Origin of the sequence: Pedobacter glucosidilyticus DSM 23534 (assembly GCF_000425145.1) — a bacterium.
Lineage (GTDB): Bacteria > Bacteroidota > Bacteroidia > Sphingobacteriales > Sphingobacteriaceae > Pseudopedobacter > Pseudopedobacter glucosidilyticus.
Genome location: NZ_AULF01000046.1, coordinates 1 through 14,345, shown reverse-complemented (window position 1 = coordinate 14,345; position 14,345 = coordinate 1). Strand labels below are relative to the sequence as shown.

13 protein-coding genes are annotated in these 14,345 nt (G+C 36.0%); 7 read left to right on the top strand and 6 right to left on the bottom strand.

The genetic code is table 11. The features are described from left to right. The first annotated feature begins 178 nt into the window (after positions 1-178). Entirely contained in the window at positions 179-532 is a 354-nt protein-coding gene (locus H510_RS0112255) for a hypothetical protein (protein WP_155977960.1), read from the top strand. A gap of 70 nt (positions 533-602) precedes the next feature. On the opposite strand, the gene H510_RS0112250 is transcribed toward H510_RS0112255, so the two are convergent. The 6 genes from H510_RS0112250 to H510_RS0112225 all read right to left on the bottom strand — a co-directional run bounded on the left by H510_RS0112250 (position 603) and on the right by H510_RS0112225 (position 7,240). After that, complete coding sequence (locus H510_RS0112250; RefSeq protein WP_026904595.1) at positions 603-875, bottom strand: DUF4834 family protein; 273 nt, start codon at positions 873-875, stop codon at positions 603-605. Between the two features lie 52 nt (positions 876-927). Then, complete coding sequence (gene uvrB / locus H510_RS0112245) at positions 928-2,958, bottom strand: excinuclease ABC subunit UvrB (RefSeq protein WP_026904594.1); 2,031 nt, start codon at positions 2,956-2,958, stop codon at positions 928-930. A 279-nt stretch (positions 2,959-3,237) separates the two neighbouring features. Beyond that, entirely contained in the window at positions 3,238-4,716 is a 1,479-nt protein-coding gene (locus tag H510_RS0112240; protein WP_026904593.1) for a gluconokinase, read from the bottom strand. Next, a complete protein-coding gene (locus tag H510_RS0112235) occupies positions 4,701-5,723 on the bottom strand; it encodes an NAD(P)-dependent oxidoreductase (protein ID WP_026904592.1) in 1,023 nt (340 codons plus the stop codon). The genes H510_RS0112240 and H510_RS0112235 overlap by 16 nt, the downstream gene beginning before the upstream one ends. 169 nt (positions 5,724-5,892) lie before the next feature. Further along, positions 5,893-6,600: a lipoyl(octanoyl) transferase LipB gene (gene lipB / locus H510_RS0112230; RefSeq protein ID WP_026904591.1), complete on the bottom strand. Its 708-nt coding sequence runs from the start codon at positions 6,598-6,600 to the stop codon at positions 5,893-5,895. Further along, on the bottom strand, positions 6,590-7,240 hold the full coding sequence (locus H510_RS0112225) for a 4'-phosphopantetheinyl transferase family protein (RefSeq protein WP_026904590.1): 651 nt from the start codon (positions 7,238-7,240) through the stop codon (positions 6,590-6,592). Before H510_RS0112225 ends, lipB begins: the two co-directional genes overlap by 11 nt. 75 nt (positions 7,241-7,315) lie before the next feature. On the opposite strand from H510_RS0112225, the gene dcd reads away from it, so the two are divergent. The 6 genes from dcd to H510_RS0112190 all read left to right on the top strand — a co-directional run. Then, positions 7,316-7,852: a dCTP deaminase gene (gene dcd / locus H510_RS0112220; RefSeq protein ID WP_026904589.1), complete on the top strand. Its 537-nt coding sequence runs from the start codon at positions 7,316-7,318 to the stop codon at positions 7,850-7,852. Positions 7,853-7,932: 80 nt separating this feature from the next. Beyond that, entirely contained in the window at positions 7,933-10,638 is a 2,706-nt protein-coding gene (locus H510_RS0112215) for a TonB-dependent receptor plug domain-containing protein (protein WP_026904588.1), read from the top strand. 3 nt (positions 10,639-10,641) lie between these two features. Next, the gene (locus tag H510_RS0112210; protein ID WP_026904587.1) at positions 10,642-11,409 is read left to right on the top strand and encodes an enoyl-CoA hydratase/isomerase family protein; all 768 of its coding nucleotides are present in this window, start codon (positions 10,642-10,644) and stop codon (positions 11,407-11,409) included. Between the two features lie 390 nt (positions 11,410-11,799). Next, positions 11,800-12,675 carry an SDR family oxidoreductase gene (locus H510_RS0112205; protein ID WP_026904586.1) on the top strand — a complete coding sequence of 292 codons (876 nt, stop codon included), beginning with the start codon at positions 11,800-11,802 and terminating at the stop codon, positions 12,673-12,675. Positions 12,676-12,847: 172 nt separating this feature from the next. After that, positions 12,848-13,234 (top strand): RidA family protein, encoded by a 387-nt coding sequence (locus tag H510_RS0112200; RefSeq protein ID WP_026904585.1) that lies wholly within the window; start codon positions 12,848-12,850, stop codon positions 13,232-13,234. A gap of 888 nt (positions 13,235-14,122) precedes the next feature. Next, a partial coding sequence (locus tag H510_RS0112190; RefSeq protein ID WP_483823593.1) for a transposase occupies positions 14,123-14,345 on the top strand: 223 nt, incomplete at its 3' end.

Genomic DNA, 14,345 nt, shown 5'->3' with positions numbered 1-14,345 from the left:
TCCCTTAGTGCGACAATTTACATCTTTTTACAATATAATCAATTGATTATCAATGGAATTATTTTTATTAGTGCTGCATAGGGACAAGTCAGGAGAAAACTATCAAACCTTTAAATTTTCGTAACTAAAATCAAACAACAATAATTATGAAAAAATCAAGCAATCTGAAAAAGAAAGAGTGACAGCATTATTGACAAGTAGAAAATGGTATTATCAATCGTTTAACACTTCAAGATGTTTTGATGAGGATTCTTATTGGGAGTTTAAATCTGATGGTTCTGTTATTGATACTTGGAATTTTGAAGGAAGCAGTAGATTTTTAGGAAGCAGTAGAAATTTGACTTATACAGTAAGCGAAGATGGAAAAAGCATAATCTTAATAAGTAGCGGTCCCAATATTAGTACCAACACATATAATTTAACAATTACTAGTGTAAATGCCTCTGAACTGAAGTTTAGTATCAATTATTACATTTCTGGCACACCTGATAACGTAATTTTAGCTAAAACAGCCTTAGATTGCGTCTTTTAAACTTAAAAATTTAACCACAAAGGAGTACATAAAGCAAAGTCCTAAATATTTGCACCCTTTGTGGTTAAAATTACTTTACCTCCTCATAATCCACAAAATCACCAGCATTGTCTAGCTTAGGTTCTTTTTTTTGTGGAGGAATATAATCTACCGTAATTTTTCCTTCTGGTTTTGTATGGTTTTGTTGTTGATATTGATATGCACCACCTTGTTGTTGCTGCATTTTTTCTTGCATTTTATGTATCGCTTTTTTGAATAAAAAAGGCAAGAAAATACGAGCTAATACCCTTAAAATATAAAGTACACAAATGGTTATAATGATAAATTTCAATAATCCGCCCATGATTGCAAATATAGTTTTTTATGTTTTATAAGACCTTTTTATACAGGAAATGTTACTTTCCAAATTTCTCTTCTATCATTTTTTCTAAAGCAAACATTTCATCTCTAAGCTTTGCCGCCAATAAGAAATCCATATCTTTTGCAGCAGCAAGCATATCTTTTTTAGTATTATCTAAAGATTTTTTAAGCTGTGCTTTGGTCATGTATTGTACTATTGGGTCGGCAGCTAGTGTAACTTCTGCATTGTCTACATAAGTTTGTTGTACACCACCTTTAAAATCTACTACAGATGTTTGCTCTATAATAGCTTCTTTAGATTTACCTACCGTTTTAGGTACAATACCATGTTCTTCGTTATATTTAATTTGTTTTTCTCTTCTTCTTTCGGTTTCTTCTATGGTAATCCGCATAGAATCGGTAATCTTATCGGCATACATAATAACCCGCCCTCTATCATTACGAGCCGCCCTACCAATAGTTTGTATTAAAGAACGCTCTGAGCGTAAGAAACCTTCTTTATCGGCATCTAAAATAGCTACCAAAGAAACCTCGGGTAAATCTAAACCTTCTCTTAAAAGGTTAATCCCGATGAGTACATCAAACTCGCCCAAACGGAGGCCACGTAAAATTTCTACCCGTTCTAAAGTTTTTACTTCAGAATGTATATACCGCACTTTAATGTTCAACCTATCCATGTATTTTGCAAGCTCCTCGGCCATCCTTTTCGTGAGGGTGGTTACCAAAACACGGTCGCCCTGTTTAATGGTTTTATCTATTTCATCCAATAAATCATCCACTTGGTTAATTACGGGTCTAACCTCAATAAGTGGATCTAGTAAGCCCGTTGGCCTAATCACTTGTTCTATCACTACGCCTTCGGTTTTTTCTAATTCGTAATCTCCGGGTGTAGCACTTACGTAGATGGTTTGTGGTGCCAGATTCTCAAACTCATTAAAGTTTAAAGGTCTGTTATCTAAAGCAGCAGGTAATCTAAAACCATATTCTACTAAAGATAATTTTCTGGAACGGTCTCCACCATACATGGCTCTTATTTGCGGTACGGTAACATGGCTTTCATCAATCACCATTAAATAGTCATCAGGAAAATAATCTAACAGACAGAATGGTCTCATCCCTGGTGTTCTACCATCAAAATAACGCGAGTAATTTTCTATTCCAGAGCAGTAGCCCAATTCCCGCATCATCTCCATATCGTAATTGGTACGCTCTTCTAAACGTTTAGCTTCCAAAAATCTGCCTTCGCCCTCAAATTGCTTTTTCCTACTTTCCATATCCTCCCCAATTTGGTGGAGCACACTGGTAAACCTATCCCGAGGCGTAACAAATAAATTGGCAGGGAAAACCGCTACTTGGTCCATTTTTTCTAGGGTTTTACCCGATGCTGGGTCTATAGCCGATATTTCTTCAATATCATCACCAAAAAAAGAAATCCGATAAGCTAAATCTAAATATGCTGGATAAATGTCTACCGTATCGCCTTTAACCCTAAAAGTACCACGTTTAAATTCTACAGTAGTTCTGGAGTATAAAATCTCTACTAAACGATGCAGAAAAGCATTTCTGCTGATACGTGTACCCACACCAAATCTAAAAACCGAATTTGAGAAATCCTCGGGATTACCCATACCATAAATACAAGAAATAGAAGACACCACAATAACATCTCTTCTGCCAGACATTAAAGCCGATGTTGTTCTCAGACGTAGTTTTTCTATCTCCTCGTTTATTTGTAAATCTTTCTCTATGTAAGTATTGGTAGTTGGTAAAAATGCTTCTGGTTGGTAATAATCGTAATAAGATACAAAATAATTAACCGCATTATCAGGAAAGAATTGCTTAAACTCTCCATAAAGCTGTGCGGCTAAAGTTTTATTATGACTTAATATTAAGGTTGGTTTTTGTGTTTGCTCTATTACATTGGCGATGGTAAAAGTTTTACCAGAACCCGTAACTCCAAGCAGGGTCTGATAATTTTCTCCACTTTTAACGCCCTCAACCAATTGTTTTATAGCCGTTGGTTGATCGCCGGTAGGTTTGTAATAAGATTCTATTTTAAAATTCATGTTTAACAAATATAAATCATTTCAACAGGCTTTAACCAAACAAAAAGGGATTTACCTTTTAAAAGATAAACCCCTTTGTTGAACCTTAAAACGAACATTTCAAGATGCTCATGATAAATACGTTATAGACGAGCATTTAGTGTTGTTTGTAAGCTAGAATAGGTGCTTTTTTACTTTGCTATGATAGAGAAATTTTAAGTTTTTAAAATGGATAGATACCTCCCGAAAATTAGATATAATATACAGCACCTCAAAAAATTAAGAAGTGCTGCATGTTTTCTATAAAAGCGTATGTTCTTGATAAAGCGGACCCAAAGTTTCTCTTAGTTTTTTAAAAAATGGGTAACGTTGATTATGTACATCAACGGCATGCTCATCTGGGTAAACCGTTAAACTATGATTGTTTAGCTGTATGCCTATTTTAAAAACATCTTTATTTGGATTTTCTGATGCAAAAGCAAGCATAGCACTACCTATAATTCCTAGCTCATCACCAGAAGGGATATTGATGGGTAGCCCCATGATATTGGCAAATATTTGTACCCAAGGCTTAATATTGCTTCCGCCGCCACCCATACGTAACTGCTTAATTTGGAGGTTATTTTCTTTTAAAGCATCAAAAATATAGCGCATAGAGTATGCAACACCTTCTAAAACAGAGCGAGCCATATCTGTTTTACTATGATACTGGCGTAAACCAAAAAATACTCCAGAAGCGTAAGGACCTGTTTTAGAGTCTCTTTCGCTGGTTAAATAAGGTAAACAAATTAAAGGTGCTGTAGTACCTAAATGCAGCATAGCATCATCTTGTACATCAACATCAAATAAACTATTACGTAACCAGTTAACAGGTAAAGCTGCATTGTTAAGCGCACCGCCATTTAAAAATAACTGCTTGTTTAAAGCATAGGGCTGTATTCTTTTGTTATCTGCTTTATCAAAAGCTGGTGTTTTACCGGCGATACGTAACATGGCAGATGTACCCACATTCATAATTCCTACACCATCCTGCAAAGCTCCAGAACCAATGGCTAAAGCTGCGCCATCATACACGCCTAACAACACTTTAACATTTTGCGTTAGTTCTAGTGCTGTTTTAATATCTTCTTGTAAAGATGCCAGATATGTTGTACCATCCTTAATTTGTGGAAATTGTTTTCCTGATAGGCCAATAGGCGCAAGCAGCTTTTCATCCCAATACTCTTGATGAATATTGTAAACCTGACTTGCTGCTGCGGTACTTAAATCTGTCGTAAATTCGCCGGTAAGCCATTGGAATAAGAACGACTTACTATCAGAAAAATAGGCGGCTTTTTTGAGTAGATCTTTCTCTTGTGTAGAGAAATAAAATAGCCTGGCTAGCACATAAGGGCTTATCAGCGGGCAACCTGTTTGATGATAAATATCAAAATCTTTATAGCTTTCTAAAAAAGCATCAAATGTTTTTTGTGATCGGATATCAGAAAGTAAGGTAATACCTGTAAGCGGTTTTTTTTGCTCGTCTAATAGCATTAAACCAAATTGGTATGTAGCACTTACGATATAACAAACCTGATTTTTATAATCACCAATCAGTAATTCTTTACATAAACCGAGGATAAGCTTTTTCAAATCCTCTGAGTTATGTTCTGCCTCGCCTGGTTTTTTGCTTTGTATAGGTACTGCTACAGAGCGTATATCGATAATTTCTCCGTTTTCATTTACCAGCCCTACTTTAAGATTTGTTGTACCTAAATCTATGGCTATTGCGAGGCCCATACTCTGCGTTTTGTTTGTAAAACTTCAGGGTTAGCCAGTTCGCCAGCAATACCATTGTTTTGGAAAACAGCAACAGCGTCATCAACACATGTTTGGCCCATGCCATGTAAAGACTCCCAGCTATAACCACCCAAGTGTGGTGTAATAATGGTGTTTTCTAATTTTGCTAATCTGTGGTTTCCATCTATAGGCTCGCCTTCTACAACATCTGTAGCATAACAACCTAAAGTTCCGTTTTGTAGCGCTTCAAATAAAGCATCTTCGTCTACCAATTCTCCGCGACAGGTGTTTACCAAAACTGCATCTTTTTGCATGCTATCAAATTGTGCTTTGCCTAACATTCTTCTGGTTTCATCTGTTAGTGGGCAATGGAATAAAATGGCGTTTGAAGTTTTGATTAACTCGTCCAAAGAAACTTCTTTAGCACCAAATTCTGCAAATCTATCTTTAGCAATATAAGGGTCTGATGCAACTACATTTGCTCCAAAACCTTTAGCTAATATTTCTGAACTACGAGAGCCAATGTTTCCTAAACCAATGATACCTATGGTTTTTCCTTTAATCTCCATACCTATCATTCCGGCTCTGGTACTCCAGGCGCTATCTCTTACCGCTCTGGAACCTGAAACTAATTTTCTTGACCCAGCCATTAATAAAGAAATAGCATATTCTGCAACCGCTTCTTTTTCTATGATACCTTTAACTCTGGAAACCATGATACCTAATTCTGTAGCGGCTTCTAAGTCTACATTATCGCATCCAATACCATGACGCACCAATAAAACTAAGTTTTTACATTTTTCTAAAGTTGCTCTAGGGATTTTTGGTGTAACGCTGGCAATAATACCGTCAGCATCTTTCAAATGTTCTGCAAGGGCATCGCCATCAATATCTGATGGTACTGTAATATGTTTAATATCAGCAAAAGCTTCTAAGGTGCTCATGTGGGCAGCAAAGTGTTTACCGAAGGTGCTTGAGTTAAGAATTGCAATTAGTGGTTTTCTCATGTTATCTGGTTTGAATGAATGTTAAAATTGGAGCCCAAAATTAGCTATTTAATGATGTATTAAAAAGAAAATAATGAATTGTTTGAATATTATTTATTCATCTTAAAGCAAGAAAACATAAAATTACAAAGTATAGTATTGAGGGGGCTTAGTGTAGCGCTTAGTAAAATTATAAGACGGTTAAATTCATCTCAAATAGTTTGGCAATATGATTTTTGAGCTTGTCTTTTACTTCGTTTATATTCAATGTTTTTCCTAACTCTCGCTGCATAGAGGTAACATCTTTATCGTCAATTCCGCAAGGAACAATATTTTTAAAGTAATCTAAGTTGGTGTTAACATTAAAAGCAAACCCATGCATGGTAACCCAACGACTGCATCTTACCCCCATAGCACAAATTTTACGAGCTTTTTGGTTATCGGCGTCTAGCCAAACTCCGGTATAACCTTCGTACCGGCCTGCTGTTATGCCATAATCTTTTAAAGTTAAAATCACAGCTTCTTCTAAAGTGCGTAGGTAGAGGTGTATATCGGTAAAAAAATTATCCAAATCTAAAATAGGATAGCCCACAATTTGGCCTGGCCCATGGTAAGTAATATCTCCACCTCGGTTAATTTTGTGGTAGGTAGCTTCTTTTTCTTTAAGCGCCTGTTCATCAAGTAACAGATTTTCTGGCTTACCACTTTTTCCTAAGGTGTAAACATGTGGATGCTCTACAAAAATAAGGTAATTGGGTGTTTGTTGTGCCGTTTCTGGTTGGTTTCTGTTGGTGGTTTTAATAGCAACAGTTTCCGCAAAAATAGCTTCTTGTTTGTCCCAAGCTTGCTCGTAAGGTAATAAGCCCCAATCCTGAAAAAATACTTCTTTATTCTTCATCTTCTTCGTAAACGTAACCTAACATATAATCTTCAAACTTGCGATAAGCAATGGTATAGCTTTTAGCTATGGGTTTTTTCTTAATACTACCTTTTAGTAAGCCTTTTGTTTGGTATGGAAACTCATCTAAATGAATATCATCTTTAAAAGAGGTTTCCTTTTTACCATTAAGTTTGTAAAGTGCTTCTTTAGCGCACCAGCAAACATATAAATGCTCTATAGCATGTTGTTTATCGATAAAATTAAGCTCTTGTGGGCTCATGAATTTTTGCTTTACTCTGGTGATTTTATCTTTGATGATTTCAATGTCAATACCTACTCTTTTGTCTTTACTAATCATAACTGCGGCATAATCATAAGAATGACTTAAAGAGATATGATGTGGCATATTTAATAAAACAGGTTTGCCGTTTTCATCGGGTTGGCAATCTATATAATCCTTGGTATTCAGCATTTTTCTTAATAATACTCTGGTAGCCAACCAATGGAGATTTCTTTTTTGGGTATTTAAGCCTTTTAAAACCTCTTTTTCATGGTCTTTCAGTTGTAATTGCTTTTCTAAAATAGCAGGTTCTTCTTCTATTTTCCAAAGTCCTATATAAGTATTGGGATGTATTTCTTCCAAAAAAGTGAGAGGCATCTATTTAATTTCTAATACGGTACAAAATTATTTTAAATAAATCATATTTTAGGCAAAGTAAAACCATAATCAATCATGATTCTTTCAGACCAACGTATCTTAGAAGAAATAGACAAAGGAACCATCATCATAGAGCCTTTTAAAAAAGAATGTTTAGGTACTAATTCTTATGATGTACATTTAGGGAAATATCTGGCTTGTTATACAGATAGGATACTAGATGCTAAAAAACATAACCAAATAGAGCACTTCGAAATTCCTAAAGAAGGTTACGTATTACAACCCAATACTTTGTATTTGGGAGTAACGTTAGAATATACAGAAACGCATCAACATGTACCTTTTTTGGAAGGAAAATCAAGTACGGGCAGATTGGGTATAGATATACATGCAACAGCAGGTAAAGGTGATGTAGGTTTTTGTAATACTTGGACACTGGAAATATCTGTAGCGCAGCCCGTTCGTGTTTATGCCGGTATGCCTATTGGCCAGTTAATTTATTTTGCTGTAGAAGGCGATATACAAACCATGTACAATACCAAAGGCAATGCTAAATACAATAATAAAACCACCAAACCTGTAGAAAGTATGATGTGGAAAAATAACTTTTAAATATTACGGATGGCGTTAAAAACTAAACTTTCTTAACGCCATCGTGTCTTACCTATAAAACAATTTTAAAATAAACCTTAATGAAAAAGATTCATTACCTTTTTTTGCTACTTGCAGTTACCGTTTTTGTTGCTTTTATTGCTCAGGATGATAAATTGAAACAAGTTTTAGATAATTTCAACAAGTTTCATACATCGCACACACAAGAAAAAATTTATCTACATACAGATAAGCCTTATTATGCTACCGGAGATCAAATTTGGTTTAAAGCCTATGTTGTTGATGCGCAAACGATGCGCCCATCAGTACTAAGTAAAATCATGTATGTAGATTTAATCAATCAGAAAAATCAAGTTAAAAAAACACTTCGTTTGCCTTTAACAGCTGGTTTTGGTTGGGGTAATATAGAACTTGCAGATTCTTTAAAAGAAGGAAATTACAGGCTAAGAGCCTATACCAATTGGATGCGCAATTTTGATGAATCTTTCTTTTACAACCAAACTTTTAAAGTTGGCGATATTCGTTCTAGCCAGTTGATTACCCAAACCAATTACGAGTTTAGCAATGCCGATGGAAAAGAATTGGTAGTAGCAAAAGTCAATTTTAAAAATGTAGATGGCTTCCCTTATGCCAATCGAGAGGTAAATTATACCGTAGAACTTGATGGTAGGCAAACCGAGAAAGGTAAAGTAAATACAGATGACCAAGGAAATACAGTGATAAATATCACCAATAATAAGCCAGAAGTTATAAAATCAGGGGTATTAAATGTAGCCTTAACCATTTCTGAAGGTACCATCGTAAATAAGCTTATTCCTATCAAAAGTACCAGCAACCAGGTAGATGTACAGTTTTTCCCGGAAGGCGGAGATATGGTTACCCAAGTAAGATCAAAAGTTGCTTTTAAAGCTGTTGGTACCGATGGATTAGGGAAATCCATTAGCGGTTATGTACAAGATAGCAATGGGAAAAAAATCGCAAATATTTTAACCCGACATGCGGGAATGGGTTATTTCGCCATTTATCCGGAAGCCAATTTAACTTATGAAGCGGTGGTTACTTTTACTGATGGTACAGAGAAGAAGTTTCCACTCCCTGCAGTTAAACCCGAAGGGATTGTCTTAAGCACTGTAGACAAAGGGCAAGATTCTTTACTGTTGAGAGTGCAAGCCAATGATGCTTATGCCAACAGTCATTTAGGTAAAAACTTCACCGTTTTGGTTCAATCTTCTGGTAATGTCATTTATTCGGCAGTAGCTAAACTCTCAAAAAATGGTTTTGCCACATATCTTTCAAAAGCACAATTTCCTACTGGTATTATTCAATTAACACTTTTTAATGACCAAGCGCAGCCCCTATCAGAGCGTTTGATATTTCATGCTAACACAAAAGATTTTTTAAATATCGATATCAAACCAGATAAAGAAATATATGCCAAAAGAGGTAAAGTTAACATTGCCGTTACAGCTAAAACTAATGACAATAACCCAATGGTGAGTTCCTTATCTATGTCGGTAATTGATGAAGGTAAAGTGCCGGTTAAGCCAGAAGAAGAGCATACTATTATGTCAGAACTGCTGCTAAAATCAGATCTTAAGGGTTATGTAGAAAATCCAAATTATTATTTCCATGAGGTAGATGATAAGAAAAAAGCTGATTTAGATGTGCTATTCATGACACAAGGATGGAGAAGATTCAACTGGCAAAATATCATCAATAACGCTTTCCCATCCTTAACTTTTAAACCCGAGAAAACTTTAAGTATATCAGGTACGGTAAGCAACAATAAAAAGCCTGTTGCTAATGGTAATGTAACAGTTTTTAGTTCTACAGGTGGGACATTTATTATTCAGGCAAAAACAGACGAAACAGGTAAATTTTTAGTAGATAGCCTGTTGTTTCCAGATAGCACCAAGTTTGTTGTACAAGCCAGAACCATAAAGGATAAAAAGTTTGTAGAGATTGTGATGGATGAGTTTGGTAAGCATCCCGTACAAAAGCCTTTCGAAAAATCAGAACTTAGTGCAAATATTAATGCTTCTATGTCTGCTTATATTAAAAATAGCAAAAGCCAGTACGAAGAATTATTAAAGAATGGTTTAATCACACGTTCTATTATGTTAGATGAAGTAAGTGTAGTAGAAAAACGAGAGAAACTTCAAAACTCTAGCAATTTAAATGGTGCTGGTAATGCCGATAGGGTAATTACAGCCGAAGAACTACAAAATGCGCCAAATCTAGAATTTGCTTTACAAGGAAAAGTAGCAGGTATGATGATTCAGAACGGGGAAATATATTTCATGAGAAATATGGGCGGACCTCCCGCTCAGATTATCTTAGACGGTATTTTTGTAGAACCAGATTTCTTAAATACCATAGCCCCACAAGATGTAGAAAGCGTAGAAATCATGAAACCGGGTGCCATGACCGCTATTTATGGTGGTAGAGGTGGTTCTGGTGTTATTGTCATCAACACCAAAAGAGGTGGTGGTAATTATAGTTCTACCAATACCTATACACCAGGTTTAATCGCTTATCAACCTTTAGGTTTTACTACCATGAAGCAATTTTATGTGCCAGCCTACGATAAGGCAGAAACTAAAAAAGATATGGCCGATTTAAGAAGTACCATTTACTGGAACCCTACCGTGATAACAGATACTACCGGGAATGCAAAAGTTAATTATTTTAATGCCGATGGCACCGGAACCTACCGCGTAGTTGTTGAAGGTTTAGATGTTTATGGGCGTTTAGGCAGAAAAGTTATCAGATATAAAGTAAATTAGGATATGAATACATTCAGTGTAACTGTAAGAGAGAAGGTAGCGATTATAGCATTAAACAGGGGTAAATCTAATGCTATGAATGCCGAGTTGATAAAAGAATTAAAAAGCCTTATCAAGAATATAGAACAAGACGAGCAAATTTTAGGCACTATATTAACAGGTAAAGAAGGCTTTTTTACTGCTGGTTTAGACTTAATAGAGCTTTATGATTATGATGAAAATCAAATTAAAAACTTTTGGGTTGATTTTCTGGATTTAGTTAAAACCTTAACCCTATTTAAAAAGCCTTTAGTAGCTGCTATCAGTGGGCATAGCCCAGCCGGTGGCTGTGTAATGGCACTCTGTTGCGATTATAGGGTTATGGCAGAAGGTAAATACATCATCGGTTTAAACGAAGTACCCGTAGGTATCATCGTACCGGATAGTATTTTCCATTTGTATGCTTTTTGGCTGGGGCAAGCAAAAGCCTATCAAAGCCTATTAGAAGGTAAACTCTTCTCTGTTGAGGAAGCCAAACAAATAGGCTTGCTAGATGCTACTTCAGATATCAGCAGCTTAATGAGCCATGCACAAAAGAAAATACAAAGCTACTTACAGTATGATGCTACCACTTGGCAGCAATCAAAACTTAATTTGCGCAAAGAACTGATAGAAAAAGTATCAGCCGACCAAACTTCTACGCTAGATACTATGTTAAAACAATGGTGGGCACCATCAACAAGGTCAATCCTTAAAACAATTATAGAAAACCTTAAGGGAGGCAGTAAGTAGTGTCATTAGTATAGAGTCATTAGTATAAAGTAGAAAGTATAAAGTAGAAAGATTTCTTAGCCAGTTTCAGACTAATCACACCAATGAACTAATAATACCAATGAACTAATGAACCAATCACACCAATGAACTAACAATACTAATAAACCAGTGACTAATCACACCAATGAACCATTAACACTAATGAACTAATGACTAATGAACCAATCACACCAATAAACTAACAATACTAATAAACCAATGACTATCACACCAATAAACTAACAATACTAATAAACCAATGACTATCACACCAATAAACTAACAATACTAATAAACCAATAAACTAATAATACTAACAACCTAACCAACTAACAACCCAACCAACTAACCACCTAACCAACTAATATTATGTACAACCAACCCATGTTAAGAGATAATGCCTTACAAGGAAAAACTTTCGTTGTAACAGGCGGCGGAACCGGTTTAGGAAAAGCCATGAGCACTTATTTATTAGAGTTAGGTGCGCAAGTAGTTATTACCTCCCGTAAGTTAGAAGTACTTGAAAAAACAGCTCAGGAGCTAGAAGCTAAAACTGGAGGTAAAGTTTTACCCCTAGCTTGCGATGTAAGAAATGCAGAACAAGTTGATGAAGTTTTAGCAGCAAGTTTGGCGACCTTTGGTAAAGTAGATGGTTTATTAAACAATGCGGCAGGTAATTTTATATCCCCAACAGAGCGTTTATCTGCCAACGCATTTTCTACCATTATAGACATTGTTTTAAAAGGTACTGTAAACTGTACTTTGGCCTTTGGTAAGCACTGGATTAAAGAAAAACAAGCAGCCAGTATACTCAATATTGTAACCACATACGCTTTCACAGGCTCTGGTTATGTAGTACCGTCGGCATGTGCTAAAGGCGGTGTTTTGGCCATGACAAAATCTTTAGCCGCAGAGTGGGGCCGTCACCAAATCAGATGTAACGCTATAGCCCCTGGTCCATTTCCAACAAAAGGCGCTTGGGAAAGGTTATTACCCGGAGACATGGCTCAAAAATTTGATTTTAAAAACCGAGTGCCCTTAAAAAGAGTTGGCGAACATCAAGAACTCGCAAACTTAGCAGCCTATTTACTATCAGATTTTTCTAACTATATCAACGGAGAAATCATTACCATTGATGGTGGCGAATGGCTGCAAGGTGCCGGTCAGTTCAATGGCCTAGAAATGATAAGCCCCGAAATGTGGGACGCCTTAGAAGCCATGATTAGAAATACCAAAGGAAGCTAAATTAAGTCCTCATAATAAAATGAAATAAATTTTGTAAAGCCAGGTTCTTCGCTTTTATTTGCGGATAGTCTGGCTTTACGCTTATACTACTTCAGGCCTTATCCACAAGGCCGGTATCCGCTGCAATCCAGTTTATTTTTCAAATACATTGCTAAAAACTTAAACATATAAAATGACAAACAGACAAAATTTTACTTCAGGTTCTCCTTGGGAAGATATTATTGGTTATTGCCGAGCGGTGAAAGTAGGTAATACCATAGAAATTGCCGGTACAACCATGTCTAAAGATGCAGATGGAAACGCTATCAGCACCTTATACGGACAAACAAAAGCTATTTTAGAAAAACTAAAAGGCGTTTTAGAAGATGCCGATGCCTCTTTAGAAAATGTAGTACGTACCCGTATGTTTTTAACAGATATTTCTCAATGGGAAGAAGCCGCAAAAGCACATGGCGAGTATTTTAAAGATATCAAACCAGTTACTACCATGGTAGAAGTATCAAAATTGATAGATCCAGAGATTCTTATTGAAATAGAGGTTACCGCTATTTTGGGTTAAAATACAAATCCTATTTTGTATCAAGCTGAGTACAAAACCTATAAGGTTTTAAAAACCTTATAGGTTTAAATTTTATGTCAGGCTGAGGTCTAATATATTTCATATAAATCAATATGAAATGACGTGTTTAGGTATTTCGATAGTCCTGCCCAAGCATTAACAGCCGTTTACGCCCAATTCCGCCTTGGCGGTTGCGGCTTCTACAGGATTAGCCTTAGTAGAACCTTTAGAAGCAAGCGGCGCAGCGGAGAGTTTTTGGGTACTTTTTGCGGAAAAAAGTACCTTGACATGGCCGGTCAAGAGGCCGGAAAGCCAGTGGGTGAATGCCTAATTTTTAAACATTTATAAATAGCGTCAATGGTAGCGGAGTCGAAGCCTTTTCTAAGAGTATCAGAGAACATTGCTACTCCAAATCAATAGGATAAATATAATTTTTTGTAAAAAGCCTTTTTCCAATCAACAAATCATCATTATTCATGTGTTATAAAAGGCAATCGTGTAGATAAAATATAGCTGCTGACAGCCTATTTATTTTAACCTTTTACTTGCCTAAAAAAGATATTTTAAAATATGCTTTTTGTACACTAAGGTAGCTGTTTCGGACCCTCTCCCAGACTTGTTCGGAAATCAAGAGGCGTTTCTCGAAGAAGTCTCGAAGCGGTCTCGAAGAGGGTCCCTAGCAGATTATACCCAATTTTGAGCTGATTTTTTATGATTTTGTCACCGTTCTCAAAAGTTGATGAAAGAAATGTGTCTTAAAGTGGAGCTATTTAGTCGAGCCTTAAAAAGCATATAAAATTATGATTATCAACACTTTGTGTATAATTTTAATGTGAAATAATTGCAAGATTTGTTATATTTATATCGTAAAACTTGCAAATATTTAAGATGCTTCCCAATAAAAAACCAGAGAATCAAACCAGCCTATTTTTCACTTTTGAGCACACCCTAAACCGCCACCATCCCTTATTTTTACTTGCCAACAAGATAGATTGGAGTGTTTTTGAAAAGGCCTTTGCCCCACTCTATTGTAAGGATAACGGCCGTCCGGCCAAGCCCATACGTTTAATGGTGGGTTTACTGATGTTGAAACATATCCGTAACGTATCAG

Coding starts and splice junctions, on each gene's coding strand:
- H510_RS0112250 (WP_026904595.1), bottom strand. CDS start 875: ATGGGCGGATTATTGAAATTTATCATTATAACCATTTGTGTACTTTAT.
- H510_RS0112240 (WP_026904593.1), bottom strand. CDS start 4,716: ATGGGCCTCGCAATAGCCATAGATTTAGGTACAACAAATCTTAAAGTA.
- H510_RS0112205 (WP_026904586.1), top strand. CDS start 11,800: ATGTACAACCAACCCATGTTAAGAGATAATGCCTTACAAGGAAAAACT.
- H510_RS0112215 (WP_026904588.1), top strand. CDS start 7,933: ATGAAAAAGATTCATTACCTTTTTTTGCTACTTGCAGTTACCGTTTTT.
- lipB (WP_026904591.1), bottom strand. CDS start 6,600: ATGAAGAATAAAGAAGTATTTTTTCAGGATTGGGGCTTATTACCTTAC.
- H510_RS0112200 (WP_026904585.1), top strand. CDS start 12,848: ATGACAAACAGACAAAATTTTACTTCAGGTTCTCCTTGGGAAGATATT.
- uvrB (WP_026904594.1), bottom strand. CDS start 2,958: ATGAATTTTAAAATAGAATCTTATTACAAACCTACCGGCGATCAACCA.
- H510_RS0112225 (WP_026904590.1), bottom strand. CDS start 7,240: ATGCCTCTCACTTTTTTGGAAGAAATACATCCCAATACTTATATAGGA.
- H510_RS0112235 (WP_026904592.1), bottom strand. CDS start 5,723: ATGAGAAAACCACTAATTGCAATTCTTAACTCAAGCACCTTCGGTAAA.
- dcd (WP_026904589.1), top strand. CDS start 7,316: ATGATTCTTTCAGACCAACGTATCTTAGAAGAAATAGACAAAGGAACC.
- H510_RS0112210 (WP_026904587.1), top strand. CDS start 10,642: ATGAATACATTCAGTGTAACTGTAAGAGAGAAGGTAGCGATTATAGCA.